Origin of the sequence: Microvirga sp. RSM25, assembly GCF_044784385.1 — a bacterium.
Taxonomy (GTDB): domain Bacteria; phylum Pseudomonadota; class Alphaproteobacteria; order Rhizobiales; family Beijerinckiaceae; genus Microvirga; species Microvirga tunisiensis.
In genome coordinates this window covers 4870841-4889857 of sequence record NZ_CP173039.1, presented here as the reverse complement: position 1 = coordinate 4889857, position 19017 = coordinate 4870841, and the positions used below count along the sequence as shown (strand labels likewise).

Genomic DNA, 19017 nt, shown 5'->3' with positions numbered 1-19017 from the left:
CCTGCAACGATCAGCGAATGCCCTTGGCGGACAGCTCGACCACCTGATTGGCCTTTTCCTTCGTGATCAGGTTCGGGCCGGAGGCCACGTCGCCGCCGGGCATCAGACCGTACTTGGCGTAGTTCGCCAGGAAGACCACCGGCAGATAGCCCTGCAGGTATTGCTGCTGGTCGATGGCGAAGACCGCCTCGCCGTTGGCCACCGACTTGAGGAAGCCGGCCGACATGTCGAAGGTGGCGACGCGGATGGCGCCGGTCTTGCCGGCCTCCTTCACCGCCGCGACCGAGGGCTCGCCCGCCGTGCCCGCGCCGAGCGCCAGGATCGTATCGACGGACGCGTCCGCAGCAACCGCCGCCTTCACCTTGGCCCGTATATCTGCCGGATCATTCGTGACGGGGAGAACCGTCACCTTGCCGCCGAAGCCCTCCGTGAAGCCCTTGCAGCGCAGATCGAGCGAGACGTTGCCGACTTCCTGGTTTACGCACAGGCCGATCTTGCCGCCCATCTCCTTGAGCTTGGCACCGGCGATGCGACCGGCCTCAACCTCGTCCTGACCCACATGGAGCAGCGCGCCGAGCTTCTTCGACACGTCGGAGCCGGAATTCATGGAGATTACCGGAATGCCGGCGGCCACTGCCTTCTGGATCGACGGGCCAAGCGCCGAGGCGTCGGGGATCGAGACGATCAGGCCGGCCGGCTTCTGGTTCACGGCCGCGTCGATGAGCTGGCCCATGGCGACCATGTCGAAGGTCTCGGGCGCACGGTAATCGACCTGGACCTTCATGTCCTGGCCGGCCGCCGCCACGCCGTTCTTCACCACCGACCAGAACGGGTCGTTGGCCTGACCATGGCTGACGACGATGATGCGGGAATTCTGCTGCGCCGCGACCGGGGCGGCGGTGGCGAGGGTCAGAGCTGCCGCGGCAGCCAGACCGGTAACGAACGATTTCATGCTCTTCCTCCCAGATTGTTCTCACGCGAGCACCGCAACGCCTGTGCGTTGCGGCGAACGCCGCGGCCTTGCCGCTTGCCTCAAGAGGCAGAGAGAAAACAAATGAGCCGAAGGGCGAATCACCGTCCGTACAGCGTTCCCTCTGCCGATCCGATCGTCCGCTGAAACGGAACGTCAGAACCTTTTTGTTTCTATATTGGAATTTTTATTCCATTTTTGTAGGATCGGTGTCAAGGCCGATCTGACGTCTCGAGGCCTGCGATGGAAACCGAGGACAGCATGGGCAGCGCGGAAGCGGTGGTGACGGAGACCCCGGACGATTATGACGGACTTCGAACGCTCCTGCTCGGCCGCCGCGAGTCGATGCCGAAGCGATTGAAGCAGATCGCCGCCTTCGCCCTTGAGCACCCTGAGGATGTGGCCTTCGGAACGGTCGCTGGCATTGCCGAACACGCCGGCGTGCAGCCGTCCACGCTGGTGCGTTTCGCCAAGAGCCTCGGCTATGACGGCTTCTCTCATCTACAGCAGATCTTCCGCGATCGCCTGCGGGAGCGCTTTCCGGATTACCGCGAGCGCCTGAGGAGCTTGCGCGATGCCGAGGGGCACCACGTTCATGCGGTGTCCCTCCTCGAAGGCTTCACCAGTGCGGCAGCCGTCTCTCTGGAGCGGATGCGGGCTTCGGTGCGCCCCGAGGAACTCTCCCGCGCCATCGAGACCCTGGCCAAGGCCGATACCGTTTACCTGCTTGGCGCCCGACGGGTGTTTCCGGTCATCGCCTATTGCGCCTATGCCTTCGGGAAGCTGGGAGTGCGGGCCATCCTCATTGACCATGTCGGCCAGCTCGGCCCCGAGCAGCTCGCCATCGCCACCAAGAGCGATGCGGTGCTTGCCATCAGCTTCACGCCTTATGCGCCCGTCACGGCCGATCTCGCAGCGGCTGCCGCGCAGCGCGATGTGCCGGTGGTCGCGATCACGGATTCGGCCTTCAGCCCGCTGGTGACGAACGCCGATGTCTGGCTCGAAGTGGCGGAGGCCGATTTCGGCGCCTTCCGGTCGCTCTCCGCTTCGTTCGCGCTGGCGATGGCGCTCGCCGTCGGCACGGCGGAGAAGCGGGCGGAGGGGTAACGCTTGTCATCCTGGACGTCACTGACGATCCGGGATCGTTGAACGAGAATGGTGCGGGAACCTCAACGCTGTCATTCCCGCGCAGGCGGGAATCCATAAAGACCGCGGATGCAGGCTGGAGCAATGTCGTGGTTATGGATCCCGGCCTTCGCTGGGATGACAGTGCCAAGCTGGTTTAAACGATCCCGGGCTCCGCTCCGCAGCCCCGGGATGACGTTTGGAGATTACACCCTTACCGGCTTACCGCTCTGTGCCGATTCCGTCGCGGCATCCGCAAGGCGCTGGGCCATCAGGCCATCGCGGCCAGTGGGGCTGCACGGCTTGCCGTCGCGGATAGCGTTCAGGAACGTGGTGAGCTCGTCGCGATAGGCTTCGGCATAGCGTTCCAGGAAGAAGTCCTGCACGGGATCGGCGGTGATGCCGGAGGCGTTCGCCACCTCCACTGTCGTGCGGTGGATGTTGCCGGCGCGGATCATGCCCTTGGAGCCATGGACTTCGACGCGCTGGTCGTAACCATAAGTGGCGCGGCGGGAATTGGAGATCTGCACGATCCGGCCCTTGGCGGTCTTCAGCATCACGGCGGCCGTGTCCACATCGCCGGCTTTACCGATGGCCGGATCGACGAGGGAGGAGCCGACCGCATGCACTTCCACCGGCTCATCGCCCAGCAGCAGGAAGCGGGCCATGTCGAGATCGTGGATCATCATGTCCCGGAACAAGCCGCCGGAGGTCGCGATGTAGCTCACCGGCGGCGGGCCGGGATCGCGGGAGAGAATGGTAACCAGTTCCACCTCGCCCACTTCGCCGTCGGCGAGGCGGCGGCGCAGGGACGCGAAATTCGGATCGAAGCGGCGGTTGAAGCCGATCATCAGCGGCGTTCCCGCCTTCTCGACGGTGGCGAGGCAGGTCTCGATGCGCTCGCTCGACAGGTCGACCGGCTTCTCGCAGAACACGGCCTTGCCGGCGCGCGCGCCACGCTCGATCAGATCGGCGTGAGTGGTGGTCGGCGTGCAGATGAGGATGGCGTCCACGTCCGAACGCTCGACGATCGCATCGAGCGACGCGACCTCCGCGCCCGTCGCCGCTGCCAGCTCCTGCGCGGCAGGCGCATGCGGATCGGCCACCGCAACGAGGCGGGCATCGGAATGATTGGCGGCGTTGCGCCCGTGAATGCGGCCGATGCGGCCGGCGCCCAGAACGGCGATTCTGATCATGTTTTCCCCCTGACCCTTTGCCGGCTCGCGGCAAATTTAGAATTGATATTCCAACATAAGCTGGTAATAGAATAAACATTCTATAACGGCAAGAGCCAAGCGCGGCTCTCACACGGTTTATAAGACCGGGAGCGGGAGGAATAGCATGAAGCCAGCCCTGGATGTGATCACCATTGGCCGCGCCTCGGTCGATCTCTACGGCCAGCAGGTGGGTGGTCGGCTGGAGGACATGGCCTCCTTCTCCAAGGCGGTCGGCGGGTGCCCCGCGAACATCGCCATCGGCACGGCTCGGCTCGGCCTGAAATCGGGCCTCGTGACCCGCGTAGGCGACGAGGCCATGGGCCGCTTCATCCGTGAGCAGATGGAGCGCGAGGGCGTCGCGACGGGCGGCATTGTCACCGATGAGAAGCGCCTCACTGCGCTCGTGATTCTCGGCGTCAGGGACGAGGATTCCTTCCCGCTGATCTTCTATCGCGACAACTGCGCCGATATGGCGCTCAATGAGAACGACATCGACGAGAGCTTCATTGCGTCCGCCGCCGCCATCGTCGTCACTGGCACGCACTTTTCACGGGAAACGACCGCCGCCGCGCAGAAGAAGGCGATCCGCATCGCGAAGGAGAACGGCCGCAAGGTGGTGCTCGACGTGGATTACCGCCCCAACCTCTGGGGCCTTCTCGGCCACGGCGCGGGCGAATCGCGCTATGTGCGCTCGGACGCGGTGACGGAACACTTGAAGCCGATCCTCGCCGATTGCGATCTCGTCGTCGGCACCGAGGAGGAACTGCATATCGCGGGCGGGTCCGAGGATACGCTCGCCGCCATCCGGGCCATCCGCGCCATCTCGAAGGCCACCATCGTGTGCAAGCGCGGCCCCATGGGCTGCGTGGTGTTTCCGGGTGAGATCCCGGCCTCGCTCGACGATGGCGTGAAGGGACCGGGCTTTCCCGTCGAAGTCTATAACGTGCTCGGCGCCGGCGATGCCTTTCTCTCCGGCTTTCTCCGCGGATGGCTGCGGGATGAAAAGCTCGAGACCTGCTGTGCCTATGCCAATGCCAGTGGCGCCTTCGCGGTCTCGCGCCTGCTCTGCTCGCCCGAGATCCCGACCTTCCCCGAACTGCAGCACTTCCTGAAACAGGGCAGCCGCCACAAGACGCTGCGCTTCGACGAGGGGATCAATCACATCCACTGGGCGACGACGCGAAGACCGCGACCCGATACGCTCATGGCGCTCGCCATCGATCACCGCATGCAGCTGGAAGCGATGGCGAAGGAAATCGGTGCGCCCATCGAGCGCATTCCCGACTTCAAGGTTCTCGCCGTGCAGGCTGCGGCGCGGGTGGCGGGTGGCCGCCCCGGCTTCGGCATGCTGATCGACGGCACCTATGGCCGCGAGGCCCTGTTCCGCGCCGCCGATCATCCGTTCTGGATCGGCCGCCCGGTGGAGCTGCCGGGCTCGCGCCCGCTCGATTTCGAAGGCGGCGGCTCGCTCGGCGCGAAGCTCGTGGAATGGCCGGTCGGGCACACGATCAAATGCCTGTGCTTCTACCATCCAGACGATCCGCCGGAGCTGAAGGACCGCCAGGAACGCGACCTGCTTCGCCTGCACGATGCTGCGCGCCGCATCGGCCGCGAATTGCTAGTGGAGATCATCGCGGGCAAGCATGGAACTCTTAAGACCGATACCGTCGCGGGCATTCTGCAGCGCCTCTACAACCTCGGCATCAAGCCCGATTGGTGGAAGCTCGAGCCGCAGCGGGATGAAGCCGCCTGGCATGCCATCGGTGACGTGATCACCAAGAACGACGCTTACTGCCGCGGCATCGTGCTGCTCGGTCTCGAAGCGCCCGAGGACGAGCTGGAAGCCGCTTTTGCCGCGGCCGCCAAGGAGCCGCAGGTGAAGGGCTTTGCCGTGGGCCGGACGATCTTCAACGATGCCGCGCGGCGCTGGCTCAAGGGCGAGATGTCGGACGAAGCTGCCGTCAGTGACATGGCCTCACGCTTTCAACGCCTCGTCGATTCATGGCAAAAGGTATCCGCCCGCGCGAAGGCTGCCTAATTCCAAGGGCGGAGCCTCTGCCTGGCTCTGTCCTCTTTTCACGGACGAGAAAACCTGAGAACGCTGCCGCCTCTGTTGCCAGCGCCATTCGAGAGGAAACCGTATGAGCACGATCCGCCTGACCATGGCGCAAGCCGTTGCCCGCTTCCTGACGGCACAGAAGACGGAAATCGATGGAACAAGCCTGCCGCTCTTCGGCGGCGTCTGGGCCATCTTCGGCCATGGCAACGTGGCCGGCATGGGCGAGGCTCTGCACGGCGTACGTGACCAGCTTCCCACCTACCGCGCCCACAACGAGCAGGGCATGGCGCATGCGGCCATTGCGTTTGCCAAGACCTCGCGCCGGCGCCGCATGATGGCCTGCACCACCTCCATCGGTCCGGGCGCCACCAACATGGTGACGGCCGCCGCCGTGGCCCATGTGAACCGCCTTCCCGTGCTGCTCCTCCCCGGCGACGTCTTCGCCAATCGCAGGCCCGACCCAGTGCTGCAGCAGATCGAAAGCTTTTCCGACGGCACAGTCTCGGCGAACGATTGCTTCCGGCCCGTTTCCCGGTATTTCGACCGCATCACGCGGCCCGAGCAGATCATACCAGCGCTCCAGCGCTCCATGACAGTGCTCACGGACCCGGCCGAGTGCGGTCCGGTGACACTTGCGCTCTGTCAGGATACGCAGACCGAGGCCTACGATTACCCGGAAAGCTTCTTTGCAGATAAGATCTGGATCCCGCGCCGCATCCGTCCCGATGAGACGGAACTCGCGGAAGCCGCCGATCTCGTCCGCAATGCGAAGAAGCCCTTCATCGTTGCTGGCGGCGGCGTGCTCTATTCGAATGCCGAAAAGGTGCTGGCGGATTTCGCACAGACGCACGGCCTCTTCGTCGGCGAAACGCAGGCCGGCAAGTCGAGCATCCCGCATGACCATCCAGCCTGCCTCGGCGCCATTGGCGTCACCGGCACGGGTGCCGCCAATGCGCTCGCCGAAGAGGCCGACGTCGTGATTGCGGTGGGCACGCGCCTGCAGGACTTCACCACCGGCTCCTGGGCCCTGTTCAAGGATCCGAAACGGCGCATAGTCGGCCTCAACGTGCAGGCTTTCGACGCGACCAAGCACAATGCGGTTCCGCTCGTCGCCGATGCGCGCGTGGGGCTTGAAGAACTGAGCCAAGCGCTTGGCGGCTGGAAAGCGCCGGAAGCGTGGACGGCGAGGGCGCGTGACGAGAAGGCGCGCTGGTTCGAGTCCGCCGCGCGCTACACGGACCCGACCAATGCAGAGCTTCCGTCCGATGCTCAGGTGATCGGCGCGGTGCAGCGAACCTCCTCGCCCACCGACGTGGTGGTCTGCGCGGCTGGTGGGCTGCCGGGCGAGCTGCACAAGCATTGGAAAGCAAGCACGGCGCTGGGCTATCACATGGAATACGGCTATTCCTGCATGGGATACGAGATCGCGGGCGGCCTCGGCGTGAAGATGGCCGATCCGTCCCGCGAGGTCATCGTGATGGTGGGCGACGGATCCTATCTCATGATGAATTCGGAACTCGCCACCTCCGTGATGCTAGGACAGAAACTTACCGTCGTGCTGCTCGACAATCGCGGCTACGGCTGCATCAACCGCCTGCAGCGCGCCACCGGCGGTGAGAGCTTCAACAACCTGCTGCAGCACACGAACCATGTGACGCTTCCGGAGATCGACTTTGCGGCCCATGCGGCGAGCCTCGGCGCACAGGCGATCAAGGCAAAGGGCATCGGCGAATTGGAGGATGCCCTGAAGAAGGCGCGCAGCGCGGAGCGCAGCACCGTCATTGTCATTGATACCGATCCCCTCGCCTCCACCGACGCGGGCGGCCATTGGTGGGACGTGGCGGTGCCGGAGGTTTCGGTGCGCGATCAGGTGAAGACCGCACGCAAGAATTACGAAGATGCCCTCGGCGCGCAGCGCGTGGGCGACTGACGGGTTCAAACAACATCACCCTCATCCTGAGGAGCCGCGCCAGCGGCGTTTCGAAGGAGACTCCAGTGCTCTCTGGAACCTCCTTCGAGATGGGCCTGAAGGCTCTCCTCAGGATGAGGTAAGAGGATGAACGAATGGTCCTTTCGGATGAAATTCCGGGGACCTCATGGAAGAGTGAAGAAGGATAGACGCACATGACGATCCGCATCGGGGCCAATCCCATCGGCTGGTCCAACGACGACATGCTGGAGCTCGGCGGCGAGACGCCGCTGGAGGTGTGCCTCGCCGAGGCCAAGGAAGCGGGCTTTGAGGGCATGGAACTCGGCAACAAGTTTCCACGCGAGCCGGAAGCGCTGAAGAAGGCGCTGGCTCCGTTCGGCCTCGCCTGCGTGTCCGGCTGGTATTCCGCCGAGCTGTTGAAGCGTGATGCGGAGGCGGAGATGAAGGCGTTGCGCCCACATCTCGATCTGCTCAAAAGCATGGGTTCGAACGTGCTCGTCTTCGCCGAGACCTCGAACGCCATCCATGGCGACCGGTCCAAGCCTCTCTCGCAGCGTCCCGTCATGCAAGCCGGCGACTGGGCCGAGTTCGGCCGCCGCCTGACACAGGTGGCGGAGCGCACCCTGCAGGAAGGCGTACGCGTGGTCTATCACCACCACATGGGCACCATCGTGGAATCGGAGGCCGATATCGATGCCTTCATGCGCTCGACCGGCGAAGCCGTGCACCTTCTGCTCGATACGGGACATGCCACCTGGGGCGGCGCGAACCCGGCGGCACTCGCACGCCGCTATCGCAGCCGCATCAGCCACGTGCACACGAAGGATGTACGCAAGGACGTGATGGAAAAGTCGCGGGCGCAAGGCTGGAGTTTCCTCGATTCCGTCATCGAAGGCGTCTATACGGTGCCCGGTGACGGCATGGTGGATTTCGTTTCCGTGTTCAAGGAACTGCCGGGCTATAGCGGCTGGGTGGTGATCGAGGCGGAGCAGGACCCGAAGAAGGCCCACCCGCTGACCTATGCCAAGATGGGCTATGCCAATCTCACCCGGTACCTCAAGGAAGCCGGCCTGCGATAAGGGAGAGATGCGATGTCGAAGCTTCTCGTCAAACCGTCGAAGCCTGATAACCAAGGGCGCATCCACGCCATCACGCCTGAATCGGCCGAGTGGACCTATGTAGGGTTCGAGGTCTATCAGCTCAAAAGCGGTCAGAGCTTACGGCAGGCGACGGAAGGCCGCGAAGCCTGCATCGTCCTGCTTTCAGGCAAGGCACGCGTGGCGGCCTCGGGACAGGATTTCGGCGTGATCGGCGGACGCAACTCGCCATTCGAGGTGGATCCATGGTCGCTCTATGCACCTGCCCACTCGGAATGGTCGCTGGAGACGCAGACCGATTGCGAGATCGCCGTCTGCACGGCGCCTGCGGAAGGCAAGCTCCCAGCGCGCGTGATCGGCCCTGACCAGGTGGGTCAGGAAACCCGCGGCCAGGGCACCAATACGCGCCATGTGCGCAACATCCTGCCGGAGACGGAGCCGGCGGAGAGTCTGCTCGTTGTCGAAGTCATCACGCCGTCGGGCCATTGGTCGAGCTATCCGCCGCACAAGCACGACCGGGACATGCTGCCGAACGAGTCGCTGCTCGAAGAGACCTATTACCACCGCCTCAATCCGCCCTCCGGCTTTGCGCTCCAGAGGGTCTATACGGACGACCGCTCCCTCGACGAGACGCTGGCGGCGGCGAACGGTGACGTGGTGCTGGTGCCCAAGGGCTATCATCCTGTCGGCGCGCCGCATGGCTATGAACTCTATTATCTGAACGTGATGGCGGGCCCGAAGAGGATCTGGAAGTTCCACAACGATCCGGATCATGAGTGGATGCTCGCGAAAGCTTGATCCCGCCGGATCTTTCGGGCATGAGGCGAATGGAGTTTCCCTGAGAGGTTTCATGGTCTGGTCGGATCTCGCCTCGCGCGCTTTCAAGGCCCTGCTCGCTTTGGTAAGTGCCGTCGTGATGGATTACGCATTCCTGAACGGACGCATGACACGCCAGGCCGTGACGGGGATTGAGCGCATGGCCGTGGATGCGCCTGTTCTCATCGACCGGCTCGTCACGAGCGCCCTCAACATCAGGTGGGACCGCTGACGCTTCAGCGGGAACCGACGACCGCCGCCTTCCTGTCCTCTCCGCCGCTAGCTTCATGACAGGGCAGACGATCATCGTAGATGGCGGCGTCACGATCGCAATGACGCTTGCCGGTCCCTGGAACGGAACGGTCATGGTGCCGTTCCTTCCATGATCTCATCTCTCATCGCGATTCCATGGCAAACCTTCTGCGCATCCTGCTCGCTATCCTGCTTCCACCGGTCGGCGTGTTCTTCACCGTCGGCCTGGGTGGACAATTCTGGCTCAACATCCTCCTGACGATCCTGGGCTACATTCCAGGCATCGTTCATGCGATCTGGATCATCGCGCGTCGAACACGTTGAGAGAGGTGCGGGACAAGCATGCCGGATTTCGGCGATGTCCAAAAATCGTCGCCCACCCATAAAGATTGGGGCGACGTGTTTTCACTTGAGCATCTCGGATAAGCAGGCGCGATCTATCGGCGCCCCTGTTCGATCGCCCGATCGACCCGGCCAGGCCTTGGCCGCTCCACAGGCCAGCCATATCCGCGACGCGGATAGTAGGAGTTTCCATAGTAACGGTTTGGAGCATAGCGATAGGACGGACGATGGCGATAGCGCTCGCGTCCATACGCTCTGCGACGCACGGTCCGGGCATTCTCATAATAGGAACCGCCTGGCTCATACCAGCCGGGGCCGTAAGGGCCATCCACCATACCATTGCGCCAGGTTCCGGTACTCTCGCCAGCCTGTACCGGAACTGATGCAAGGGTTGCGGCTCCGGAAAGGGCCAAAGCCATAAGGCCAATCTTCAAGATACGCGAAGAAAACATTGCATTCTCCGGTGATTCACGACTGTGAACAACGCCACCATGATCAACTTCGTTCCTGACGAAGCCTTCACGAGATTGATATGAAACGGATGAAACGCGGATGAATACTTCCGTTTAGGATTGCTCATCATCCGCCCTGGTGCTGATGCGCACACGACGCGAAGGGTCTCGTGAACAGAGCGGGGATTGGACCGTTTCCTCTCGTGTGAAGGCATTGCTGTGTGCAGGCCAGAAAGTCGGCGTCCAATGACCGTTCTCGACCCCATCTCCGGCAAGCAGGTCACAATCGACCTGTCTGGAAAGCCGCGCAATTCGCGCGGGGGTGTTTCCTCCGCCGAGGAGTCTTCGCTTCGCCGTCGAGACGAATCTGCCGACTGCAAGCCGGAGCCGCATGCCGGAAAAGGCATTCGGTCCCACCAGGGACTTGGCAGCTAATATTTTGAAAAGATTGGCGCACCCGACACGATCTCGAACGTGTGACCTTTGCCTTCGGAGGGCAACGCTCTATCCAGCTGAGCTACGGGTGCTTGAGGCGATGGGCCTGTTTCTTCCCTACCCGATTACGGTCTTGAGGGCAACCTCTGCCCGGCAAGAGAGGCTGCGGCCGTCCCTCCGTCGCGGCGGCCGCAATCGCTTTCGTTCCGTCTCCTTCCCGGAGGTACGGCAGGGCCTGGGCCCCAGGAAGAGATGGTCTGAAAGATTCCAGCGCACCGTGCGGAACAGTGGCCCCGGCTCTTCCGCCTCGAACGATGCGCCGCTTAAGGGATTGGACAACGGAGCCAAAAGTGGAGGCCACCTCTGGCTCCGATGCTTTAAGCCTCGTCGGTCGCAGTCCGCTGCCGCGAGACGTAGCCGATGGCGAGCACCAGGGCGGCTCCGATGATGGCGGTGGGAATTTCCGCCTTGTGGCCGAGTTCCTGACCGAGTTGCTCGACCAACCATGGATCGGAGATCAGCATCTCTCCGGCAACCCAGCCCAGAAGGGCCGCCCCGGCCCAGACGAGAAGGGGCAACCGGTCCAGGAGCGCCATGATGAGGGCAGCCCCGGCCACGATGAGCGGAATGGAGATGGCAAGGCCAATGGCGAGCAGAGCGGTGGAATCCTGCGCCACCGCGGCAATCGCCAGAACATTGTCCAGGCTCATGACCGCATCGGCGACCACGACGGTCCAGACCGCATGCCAGAGGCGGTCGGTTTCCTTTACGCCTCCCTCTTCATCGTCGCCATTCAGAAGCTTCACGGCGATCCAGAGCAGGAGAAGACCGCCGACGATTTTCAGAAACGGGGTCGCAAGAAGCGCAGCCACGACGATCGTAAAGACGATCCGCAGGCCGACCGCGACGCCGGCGCCGAGAATCATACCGATGCGACGCTTGTCTTCCGGCAGGCCACGGCAGGCAAGCGCAATGACGACGGCATTGTCTCCAGACAAAATGATGTTGATCCAGATGATGCCGAGGAGTTTGATGACTTGAGGGAATAGAGCTTCCATGACGGGGAACTTAATTGGCGTTCGAGACGAACAGCGACCATGACGTGCCTGCGAACCGGCAACGGCCGGATGCAGTGGCAAGCGTAGCGGTTCAAAGCCGTTCTCGAGAAACAGGAGAGGCGCCGCTTCCGGCGCGCGACACAATCGGCCGGAAGCATCCAAACCTTGCCTCCAGCCAAATTAGACTGAGTTTAGAGGCGAGGAGGTCCCGTCGCGCGCAAGGATCCAAGAACGTTGAAATTGACCGGCTGACAGGGGCTGAAGCGGTTTCCCTGCCCCAGCGTACCCCCGGTCGCAAGAGCGATGCCCGCAGGAACGAAAGCATCTGAACTGCCCTTCCCGTCGCTCCACTCGTCCGGACCAGCCTCCCGGTCCGCTTCCCCGCTGTCGGACACGTCTGACAGCAGAAGGGTTTCTTCGAGTTGAATGAGAAGTGAAGTCCCGGAATTCGCATGGTCGATGGCCGGGAGCCAAGCCAGGAAGATCAGCCCGAGCAACGCCTGCACGATGGAGAAAGAGATGCGGGATCGGGCCAATGCTCTGTCCATCCGGGCCAAAGGTGCTCCAAGGCGGTGAACCTCACCTTCCCTAACCCGACTGGAGGCTTCAGGGCAACCGCAGCCTTTCTCAAGGCTTATCGGGCGCCGTTCGCAGGAGCGGAAGGAGCTTGGCCGCATAGGTCGTAATAGACATTGTACAATCGATGGATCGTGTCTCACCATTCCGTCCGGGCGACTCGCTCAAGCTTGCTTTCCATAGGAGAGCTCAATGACGGCCCATGACGATCATGTTTCCATTCTCCGCGAAGCCTATGCCCAATGGGTTCATACCAAAGGCAGCGATTGCGAATGCTGGATGAACATCATTGCCGATGATGTCAGTCTCGGCTCCTTGGCGGACGGTTCGCCGGAAGTGCCCTTTACGACGCGCCGGAGCAGCAAGTCCGGCGTTCGCGCCTATCTGGAAGACCTTATGCGCGACTGGGAAATGGTCTCCCACACCATGAGCGAGTTCATCGCCCAGGACGACCGGGTGGCTGTCGTCGGACGGGCCGTCTGGCGCCATAAGGGAACGGGCAAGGTGGCAGATACCAGGAAGGTCGATATCTGGCGCTTCCGGGACGGCAAGGCGGTCGATTTCGACGAGTATTACGACACCGCCGGGCTCATCGCTGCCGCAACGCCGTAAACGGCGCCAACGGGACCCAGCCCCGCCGGTCGCTTCCTCATATGCTCAGCCCCCTGGGCGGGCGGCAGGAGGAGGGCAAGATCGGCTTCGCCGAGCAGGCGATATTGTCCTGGCTCCAGATCCTCCGGCAGCGCCAGGGCGCCGATCCGGTCGCGGTGAAGGGCCATGACGTGATTGCCGACCGCCGCGAACATGCGACGGACCTGATGGTAGCGGCCTTCCGTCAGGGTCAGGTAGGCGCTGGTGCCGGAGATCGCCTCCAGCTGCGCTGGCAGGAGAGGCTTGTCCTCGCTCTCGAGCATCAGCGTCCCGGCTGCAAAAATTTCCGCCTCGTCGCCACGTAGGGGACGATCGAGACTCACGTGGTAGCGCTTGGAGATGTTCGCCCGGGGTGAGATGATCCGGTGCAGCAGATTGCCGTCATCGGTCATGAGCAGCAGCCCCGACGTGTCCTTGTCGAGCCGCCCGATCGTCGAGATGGCCGGATCGCGCCGGCGCCAGCGGTCCGGGAGCAGGCCATAGACCAGGGGTCCGGCTTCCTTGTGCGAGCAGGTGACGCCCAACGGCTTGTGCAGCATCAGCGCTAGGCCGGGCGGCGGATCGAGCGGCTTGCCCTGGACGCGCATCCGCTCCGACAGGTCGCGGGTCACGGCGATGCGCTCGTCCGCCTCTTCGATCTCGGCTCCGTCCAACGTGACAAGGCCGGCATGGACCAGCTGCTGCACCTCGCGGCGCGAGCCGTAGCCCATATTGGCGAGCAGCCGATCAAGGCGGAGCGTCGGGACCTTGCTCATTTGACTGCCTCGTAAATCTTGTAGCCGTTCGCTTCGATCTTCGGCATCACGCGCTTGAACAGGGTCTTCAGCACGGCCTCATAGGGCAGGTGACGGTTCGCGACGAGCCAGAGGACACCGCCCGGCCGGAGAGCCTCCGCGGCCCGACGGATGAAGGTCTGGCCCAGGCTCTGATCCTCGGCGCCACCATCGTGGAACGGCGGGTTCATCACTACGAAATCGAGCCCCTTCAGTTCGGTGCCGCTGCGGATATCGGCCCAGCGGAGTTCCGCCCGCGAATCGTCGATGTTGCGCGCCGCCATCTCGACGGCACGACGGTCGATATCGAGCATGGCCAGATGCTCGACCTTGGGGGAGGCCAGGATGGCATGGGCGAGAGTACCGATGCCGCAGCCGAAATCGGCGCCTCGGCCACCAAGCGACGGCAGGTTCTGCTCCAGCAGGGTGCTGCCGGGATCGAAGCGGTTCCAACTGAACACGCCGGGCCAGGTCCAGAGGCCCAAGGTTTCGTCCCGGCGAGGATTGCCCTCGGCGAGCACCTCCTCGAGACCCACCAGACATGTGGGCCGCTTGCCGGTGCAGATGCGGTGATGACGGCGCGAGGTTTCATCGACATTGCAGCCGAACCCCTTGAGTTCCTTGGCAATCCGGGAACCGCCCTTGTCCTTGGGCGCGAGGACCGTCAGGAACCCGCCGGGCGCGAGCGCCCGCAAAGCCAGGGCGATGGTGTAGCGACGCTCCACGGTTCCGGGCGGGGCCAGGACGATCATTTCGCTGAATGACCCCTCCTCCTGCGCCTCCAGCTGTCCGGAACCCGGAATCAGAGGGGAGAGCTGAATGGCCCCTGCCGGGACCTCGGCCAGTTCGGCCGGTGGCGTCCCATAGACGCCGCTTTGTTTCGTGTCTTGCAAAGTGACTGAGTCCACGCTGAACGCAGGCGTTCTTAATATGCTGCGGTCTGGAAGGTAAGTCTCAATGGCTCTGGGCGCTCGGCTTTGTATCGACAGCGCGGATTTCCGATTCTCCGACCGCGCGCTGGGCGCCGCTCACAGTATCGCGGATCCTATAGCCCAGCTCGCCGCTGCTGTTCTCCGGCATCAGGCGGATGACCTCGTAGGTGCCGCTCGTGCGATCGGCAAAATGTGTGGCGGCGGCATGAACGAGTTGGCCCATGGAATACTTGTGGATCAAAAGAACCTCCTTTGACAAAAAGCAAAAAGCCGCCCTGGAGGGGCGGCTTTGCGAGGCGGCACGGAATGCCAAGCCGTCTGCTTCAACGGAAATTATGCCGCCTGGATGTTGTTGACGGCGACCTTGCCGGAGCGGCGGTCTTCGGCGGTGTCGAAGGACACCTTCTGGCCTTCGCGCAGGCCGCGGATGCCGGCACGCTCGAGCGCGGTGGCGTGGACGAACACGTCCTTGCTGCCATCGTCCGGCTGGATGAAGCCGAAGCCTTTTTGATCGTTGTAGAACTTAACGGTGCCCGTAATCATGGGAGTATCCTTGGTTAGGCTAGAAGTGCACGTGAGCAAAGGACGTGCCTTCGCACGACCTCAGGCTCGGGTTCGTCGATGTTTGGAAGAGTGTCTGAACGTGCGCCTGGAAGGCCAAGGCGTAACGGCCCGATTGTCCGGCCAAATGTCGATAGAGGGTTATCTAGCGCCCACTTGCGGCGAATACAAGGCCGCGTCGTGGAAAAGCAGACGACCCTCCTTCGGAGCCTCGCATGGGGACGTGGGCGATGGCGTGCGAGAGGGCTCGCTTCAGTATTTCAGCCGCAGCGCCTGAACGCTCTGGCCGCCATCTGCACAGAGGATCCGGGCTCTCGGACAGTAGGATGCATAGGCCGGAGTCGGGCAATAGGTCTGGACAAAGCTCTCATCGATCGCGCAGGTCACGTGCACACGGTAGAAGCCCTGCGGACCGCTGGGCGCATCGTGCAGCACGGAATAGCCGAGCCCTTGGTCGGCGAGCCGGGAGATGGCACGACCGGGTTGGAGCCGTCCGGCTTCGAACCGGGTGACGGTCGTCATATCGGCTGCCTGGGCTGCCGATCCCATCAGACCGGTTGCCAGCGCGATCCCCATCAATAGCCGCCTCATGCTGCGCCTCACTTAAGATATGCGAAAGGTGGGCCGAGCCGAACCCGCTTCGCCGGGAAAGCAAGGACCTGTCGAGGATTAATGCAAAGCTGCCTTCCGGGATCCATCGCGCGCATCTGCACGAAGGATTAACCACGCTGCCGACCGGGATCCACCGCCTCCCGGACTTTAAGCAACCGGTAGGATCTTCTGCCCGATAAACTCGGCTTGTTGTAAGCGTGAACTGACCAGGATCCCATGCACCACATCCATCTTGCTGAGGGTATGCGGCTTCGCTTTCCGGCGCGGAGCGCCGACTTCGACCAGGGGGTCGAGATCGGCATTGTTGCAGCGTTGATGAGCCAGGATCTAACGGAATTCACCCGCAGGATTTCGAACGACAACCTGGGCCAGGTACGGGCCCTCGTGGAGCAGTTCGGCTACCGCCTCGTCGAAGGTCAGGCGGACGGGGAGTTCATGGAGATCAACTTCTACAGCCGCACGGCACGTCCCCGCCTGCGCGTCGTGCATTCGGGAGCCTGAACGGGCGGCCTTTAGGCCGAAAACCGCTTCTGCATGGCGCGGATGCGCTCGCGATAGGCCGTATAGAAGCCGCTCATAGCGACGAGACAGGCCCCCGTGATCGTCCAGGAATCCGGCAGCGACCCGAAGACCAAATAGCCGAGCGTGCCGGCCCAGATCAGCTGGACATAGGAAAACGGTGCGATCAGCGACGCATTGCCGTGGCGATAGGCCAGAACCACAAACCAATGGCCGATCGCGAACAGGATGCCCATGCACAGGCCGAGGGCGATTTCGGTTCCGTTCGGAGTCACCCAGTTGAAAGGCATGAGCGCGCTCAGCACGATGCTGCCGACCGAGGCGGAATAGGCGAGCGTCGTGAGTGCGTGATCGCCGGTGATCTTGCGAGTCACGACGGCGCCGACCGCCCAGCTCGATGCGCTGAGGATCGGCAGGAAGGCCGCAGGCTCAAAGGCGCCTGTGCCGGGACGCACAATGATCATCACCCCGATCAGCCCGACCGCGGCGGCCGTCCAACGCCGCCAGCCAACCGACTCTCCCAGAAAGAGCACCGAGAGTGCCATGATCAGGATCGGCGAGACGAAGAAGATCGCAGTCGCATCGGCCACGGGCAGATGAGGCAGGCTCTGGATGAACATGATGGAAGAGCCAACCATGCCCAGTCCCCTGACCACCTGAAGACTGGGCCGCTGGGAGCGGAACAATGCAGGCCCGCCCTTGATCAGCACGACGGGGATAATGAACGCCGCAAAGGTGACATAGCGCATCCAGGCCACTTCCGGGGGCGGCAGGGTGGAGGCGAGCTGCTTGGTGATGACGTCCGCCAGGGAAAACACGACGGTGGAGGCGATCAGGAACAGGATGCCCCGCAGCGGAGAGGCCGGCGTGCTGGGCGGCGTCACGAGGGCCGCTTTCTTCCGGGCAACGGGGACGGAGGTCATGAAGGACTCAAAAAATGAGGCTCGTGCAGCGACGCAACGAGCCTGAGGGTCTCAAGTTTGGAGGATATAGGGTCAGCATAAAGCCCGATTCTTCCTGAAGCAGAAGTGCAAAGTCGGCACATATTCCATGCTTTGGACGAATGGATCGGGACTTTCGCCGACCTACACTTGCACTATGAGCATAGGACAGCCGGGGTCCACCAATTCCCGGAATCGGCTCACCACTGTCTGCGCCCGGTTCAGACACGCGGAAGGAATTCATGTCGGATCAATCGCCGGAAGCACCCAGCCGCCTGGTGAGCGGGACACCAGCGTTTCGCCGATTGAACCTCGCTTTGTTCGCGGCCGGCTTCTCGACCTTTGCCATCCTGTACTGCGTCCAGCCCCTTCTGCCGGAATTCTCGCAGGAATTCCAAGTCAGTGCTGCCGTCAGCAGTCTGTCCCTGTCGCTCTCGACCGGCCTTCTCGCGGTCGCGATGCTGGTGGCGGGCTCCTTGTCGGAAGTCTGGGGGCGCAAGCCCGTCATGGTGGCCTCGCTGTTCGCCTCGGCGCTCCTGACCCTGTTGTCCGCCGCAGCCCCCAACTGGACCAGCCTGCTCCTCGCCCGCATGCTGATCGGCATTACCCTGAGTGGCCTCCCCGCCGTCGCCATGGCCTATGTGAGCGAGGAAGTGGACCCGAAATCCATCGGCCTCGCCATGGGGCTCTTTATCGGCGGCAATGCGGTTGGCGGGATGGCCGGGAGAATCATCAGCGGCGTGCTGACGGATCTTGGTTCCTGGCGGCTTGCCATCGGTCTGATCGGGGTCGTGGGACTGGCCTCGGCCATCGCGGCCTGGCGGAGCCTGCCGGCCTCGGCCCATTTTCACCCCCGCTTGGCCCGTCCGGCAGAGCTTCTGCGCTCCTTCGGCGAGCATCTGCGGGACCCGGGCCTACGAGCTCTGTTTGCAGAAGCCTTCCTCCTCATGGGCGGGTTCGTGACGCTCTACAATTATCTCGGCTATCGCCTGACGGAAGCGCCCTATTCCTTGAGCCAGACCGCCATCGGGGCGATCTTCTCCGCCTATCTGGTCGGGACCTTGAGCTCGGCCTGGATCGGCGAGTTGGCCGGGCGGCTGGGCCGCAGGCGGGTTCTGTGGTCGATGATCGCGATCATGCTCGCCGGCGTGGCGCTCACGCTCTTCCACCATCTTGCGCTCATTCTGGCCGGTATCGTGGCCGTAACCTTCGGGTTCTTCGGCGCCCATTCCATCGCCAGTAGCTGGGTCGGGAACAGAGCCCTCACTGGAAAGGCGCAGGCTTCGGCCCTGTACCTGTTCTGCTACTATCTCGGCTCCAGCGCGATCGGCACCCTGGGCGGCGTGTTCTGGACCCATGGGGGTTGGCCCGGCGTATCGGCCCTCGTGACCCTTCTCCTGATCGTGGCCCTTGCCCTCGCCATCCGGCTGATGACGCTTCCGCCACGCGAAGCCGAGCCGACTCCCAGGCAATAAAAGAGCCTGCCTGCCCAAGCAATCGCGCGCCAGAATCTTTCAGATTAATTTGGTCAGAACATAAACTGTTACAACATTAACATAGATCAACTGAATAGAATGATTCGATACTGAGGCTATACCCGAGATTGCTCTGCCAATTATATCGTCTTAATGTTGCCCCATTAGCCTTCATTTTGCATCCCATCGATAACAATCAAGGGAATGCATTGTGGATCAACGCA

General features: G+C 62.9%; 21 protein-coding genes and 1 tRNA gene. 10 read left to right on the top strand and 12 right to left on the bottom strand.

The annotated features are described in order from the left end of the window. Positions 1-10: 10 nt before the first annotated feature. On the bottom strand, positions 11-952 hold the full coding sequence (locus tag ACD578_RS23250) for a sugar ABC transporter substrate-binding protein (RefSeq protein WP_404288904.1): 942 nt from the start codon (positions 950-952) through the stop codon (positions 11-13). Between the two features lie 261 nt (positions 953-1213). Between ACD578_RS23250 and ACD578_RS23245 the strand changes: the two genes are divergently transcribed. Next, positions 1214-2077, top strand: coding sequence for a MurR/RpiR family transcriptional regulator (locus ACD578_RS23245; RefSeq protein WP_404288902.1), 864 nt, complete (start codon positions 1214-1216; stop codon positions 2075-2077). Positions 2078-2301: 224 nt separating this feature from the next. On the opposite strand, the gene iolG is transcribed toward ACD578_RS23245, so the two are convergent. Next, a complete protein-coding gene (iolG, locus tag ACD578_RS23240; protein WP_404288900.1) occupies positions 2302-3291 on the bottom strand; it encodes an inositol 2-dehydrogenase in 990 nt (329 codons plus the stop codon). 145 nt (positions 3292-3436) lie between these two features. On the opposite strand from iolG, the gene iolC reads away from it, so the two are divergent. The 6 genes from iolC (at position 3437) to ACD578_RS23210 (ending at position 9790) form a co-directional block, all read left to right on the top strand. Continuing rightward, positions 3437-5350, top strand: a complete 1914-nt coding sequence (gene iolC / locus ACD578_RS23235) for a 5-dehydro-2-deoxygluconokinase (protein WP_404288898.1) — start codon at positions 3437-3439, stop codon at positions 5348-5350. A 103-nt stretch (positions 5351-5453) separates the two neighbouring features. Beyond that, complete coding sequence (gene iolD / locus ACD578_RS23230; protein WP_404288896.1) at positions 5454-7301, top strand: 3D-(3,5/4)-trihydroxycyclohexane-1,2-dione acylhydrolase (decyclizing); 1848 nt, start codon at positions 5454-5456, stop codon at positions 7299-7301. 194 nt (positions 7302-7495) lie between these two features. Then, entirely contained in the window at positions 7496-8380 is an 885-nt protein-coding gene (iolE, locus tag ACD578_RS23225) for a myo-inosose-2 dehydratase (RefSeq protein WP_404288894.1), read from the top strand. A gap of 12 nt (positions 8381-8392) precedes the next feature. Beyond that, a complete protein-coding gene (gene iolB, locus ACD578_RS23220; protein WP_404288892.1) occupies positions 8393-9196 on the top strand; it encodes a 5-deoxy-glucuronate isomerase in 804 nt (267 codons plus the stop codon). A 52-nt stretch (positions 9197-9248) separates the two neighbouring features. After that, positions 9249-9446, top strand: a complete 198-nt coding sequence (locus ACD578_RS23215) for a hypothetical protein (RefSeq protein ID WP_404288890.1) — start codon at positions 9249-9251, stop codon at positions 9444-9446. A 176-nt stretch (positions 9447-9622) separates the two neighbouring features. After that, positions 9623-9790: a YqaE/Pmp3 family membrane protein gene (locus ACD578_RS23210; RefSeq protein ID WP_152714282.1), complete on the top strand. Its 168-nt coding sequence runs from the start codon at positions 9623-9625 to the stop codon at positions 9788-9790. A gap of 113 nt (positions 9791-9903) precedes the next feature. On the opposite strand, the gene ACD578_RS23205 is transcribed toward ACD578_RS23210, so the two are convergent. The 4 genes from ACD578_RS23205 to ACD578_RS23190 all read right to left on the bottom strand — a co-directional run bounded on the left by ACD578_RS23205 (position 9904) and on the right by ACD578_RS23190 (position 12289). Next, on the bottom strand, positions 9904-10227 hold the full coding sequence (locus tag ACD578_RS23205; RefSeq protein WP_404288888.1) for a hypothetical protein: 324 nt from the start codon (positions 10225-10227) through the stop codon (positions 9904-9906). Between the two features lie 482 nt (positions 10228-10709). Next, a tRNA-Arg gene (locus ACD578_RS23200) sits at positions 10710-10787 on the bottom strand. Positions 10788-11072: 285 nt separating this feature from the next. After that, complete coding sequence (locus ACD578_RS23195; protein ID WP_404288886.1) at positions 11073-11753, bottom strand: TerC family protein; 681 nt, start codon at positions 11751-11753, stop codon at positions 11073-11075. Between the two features lie 191 nt (positions 11754-11944). Further along, on the bottom strand, positions 11945-12289 hold the full coding sequence (locus ACD578_RS23190; RefSeq protein ID WP_404288884.1) for a hypothetical protein: 345 nt from the start codon (positions 12287-12289) through the stop codon (positions 11945-11947). 232 nt (positions 12290-12521) lie between these two features. Between ACD578_RS23190 and ACD578_RS23185 the strand changes: the two genes are divergently transcribed. Further along, positions 12522-12941, top strand: a complete 420-nt coding sequence (locus ACD578_RS23185; protein WP_404288882.1) for a nuclear transport factor 2 family protein — start codon at positions 12522-12524, stop codon at positions 12939-12941. Here the strand turns inward: ACD578_RS23185 and ACD578_RS23180 are convergent. The 5 genes from ACD578_RS23180 to ACD578_RS23160 form a co-directional block, all read right to left on the bottom strand. Continuing rightward, positions 12902-13735, bottom strand: a complete 834-nt coding sequence (locus ACD578_RS23180) for a pseudouridine synthase (RefSeq protein ID WP_404288880.1) — start codon at positions 13733-13735, stop codon at positions 12902-12904. The two genes, ACD578_RS23185 and ACD578_RS23180, sit on opposite strands and share 40 nt — an antisense overlap. Next, entirely contained in the window at positions 13732-14646 is a 915-nt protein-coding gene (locus ACD578_RS23175; protein ID WP_404288878.1) for a class I SAM-dependent methyltransferase, read from the bottom strand. The genes ACD578_RS23180 and ACD578_RS23175 overlap by 4 nt, the downstream gene beginning before the upstream one ends. Positions 14647-14707: 61 nt before the next feature. Further along, on the bottom strand, positions 14708-14926 hold the full coding sequence (locus tag ACD578_RS23170; RefSeq protein WP_192926321.1) for a hypothetical protein: 219 nt from the start codon (positions 14924-14926) through the stop codon (positions 14708-14710). A gap of 92 nt (positions 14927-15018) precedes the next feature. Further along, on the bottom strand, positions 15019-15228 hold the full coding sequence (locus ACD578_RS23165; RefSeq protein ID WP_152714289.1) for a cold-shock protein: 210 nt from the start codon (positions 15226-15228) through the stop codon (positions 15019-15021). 270 nt (positions 15229-15498) lie between these two features. Then, positions 15499-15837, bottom strand: a complete 339-nt coding sequence (locus ACD578_RS23160) for a hypothetical protein (protein WP_404288876.1) — start codon at positions 15835-15837, stop codon at positions 15499-15501. A gap of 237 nt (positions 15838-16074) precedes the next feature. Here ACD578_RS23160 and ACD578_RS23155 point away from each other — a divergent pair, with 237 nt between their 5' ends. Further along, positions 16075-16359: a hypothetical protein gene (locus ACD578_RS23155; protein WP_404288874.1), complete on the top strand. Its 285-nt coding sequence runs from the start codon at positions 16075-16077 to the stop codon at positions 16357-16359. Positions 16360-16370: 11 nt separating this feature from the next. Here ACD578_RS23155 and ACD578_RS23150 read toward each other — a convergent pair whose 3' ends face one another. Beyond that, the gene (locus ACD578_RS23150; RefSeq protein ID WP_404288872.1) at positions 16371-17300 is read right to left on the bottom strand and encodes a DMT family transporter; all 930 of its coding nucleotides are present in this window, start codon (positions 17298-17300) and stop codon (positions 16371-16373) included. 260 nt (positions 17301-17560) lie between these two features. Between ACD578_RS23150 and ACD578_RS23145 the strand changes: the two genes are divergently transcribed. Beyond that, positions 17561-18793, top strand: coding sequence for an MFS transporter (locus ACD578_RS23145; protein WP_404288870.1), 1233 nt, complete (start codon positions 17561-17563; stop codon positions 18791-18793). The last annotated feature ends 224 nt before the right edge of the window (positions 18794-19017 follow it).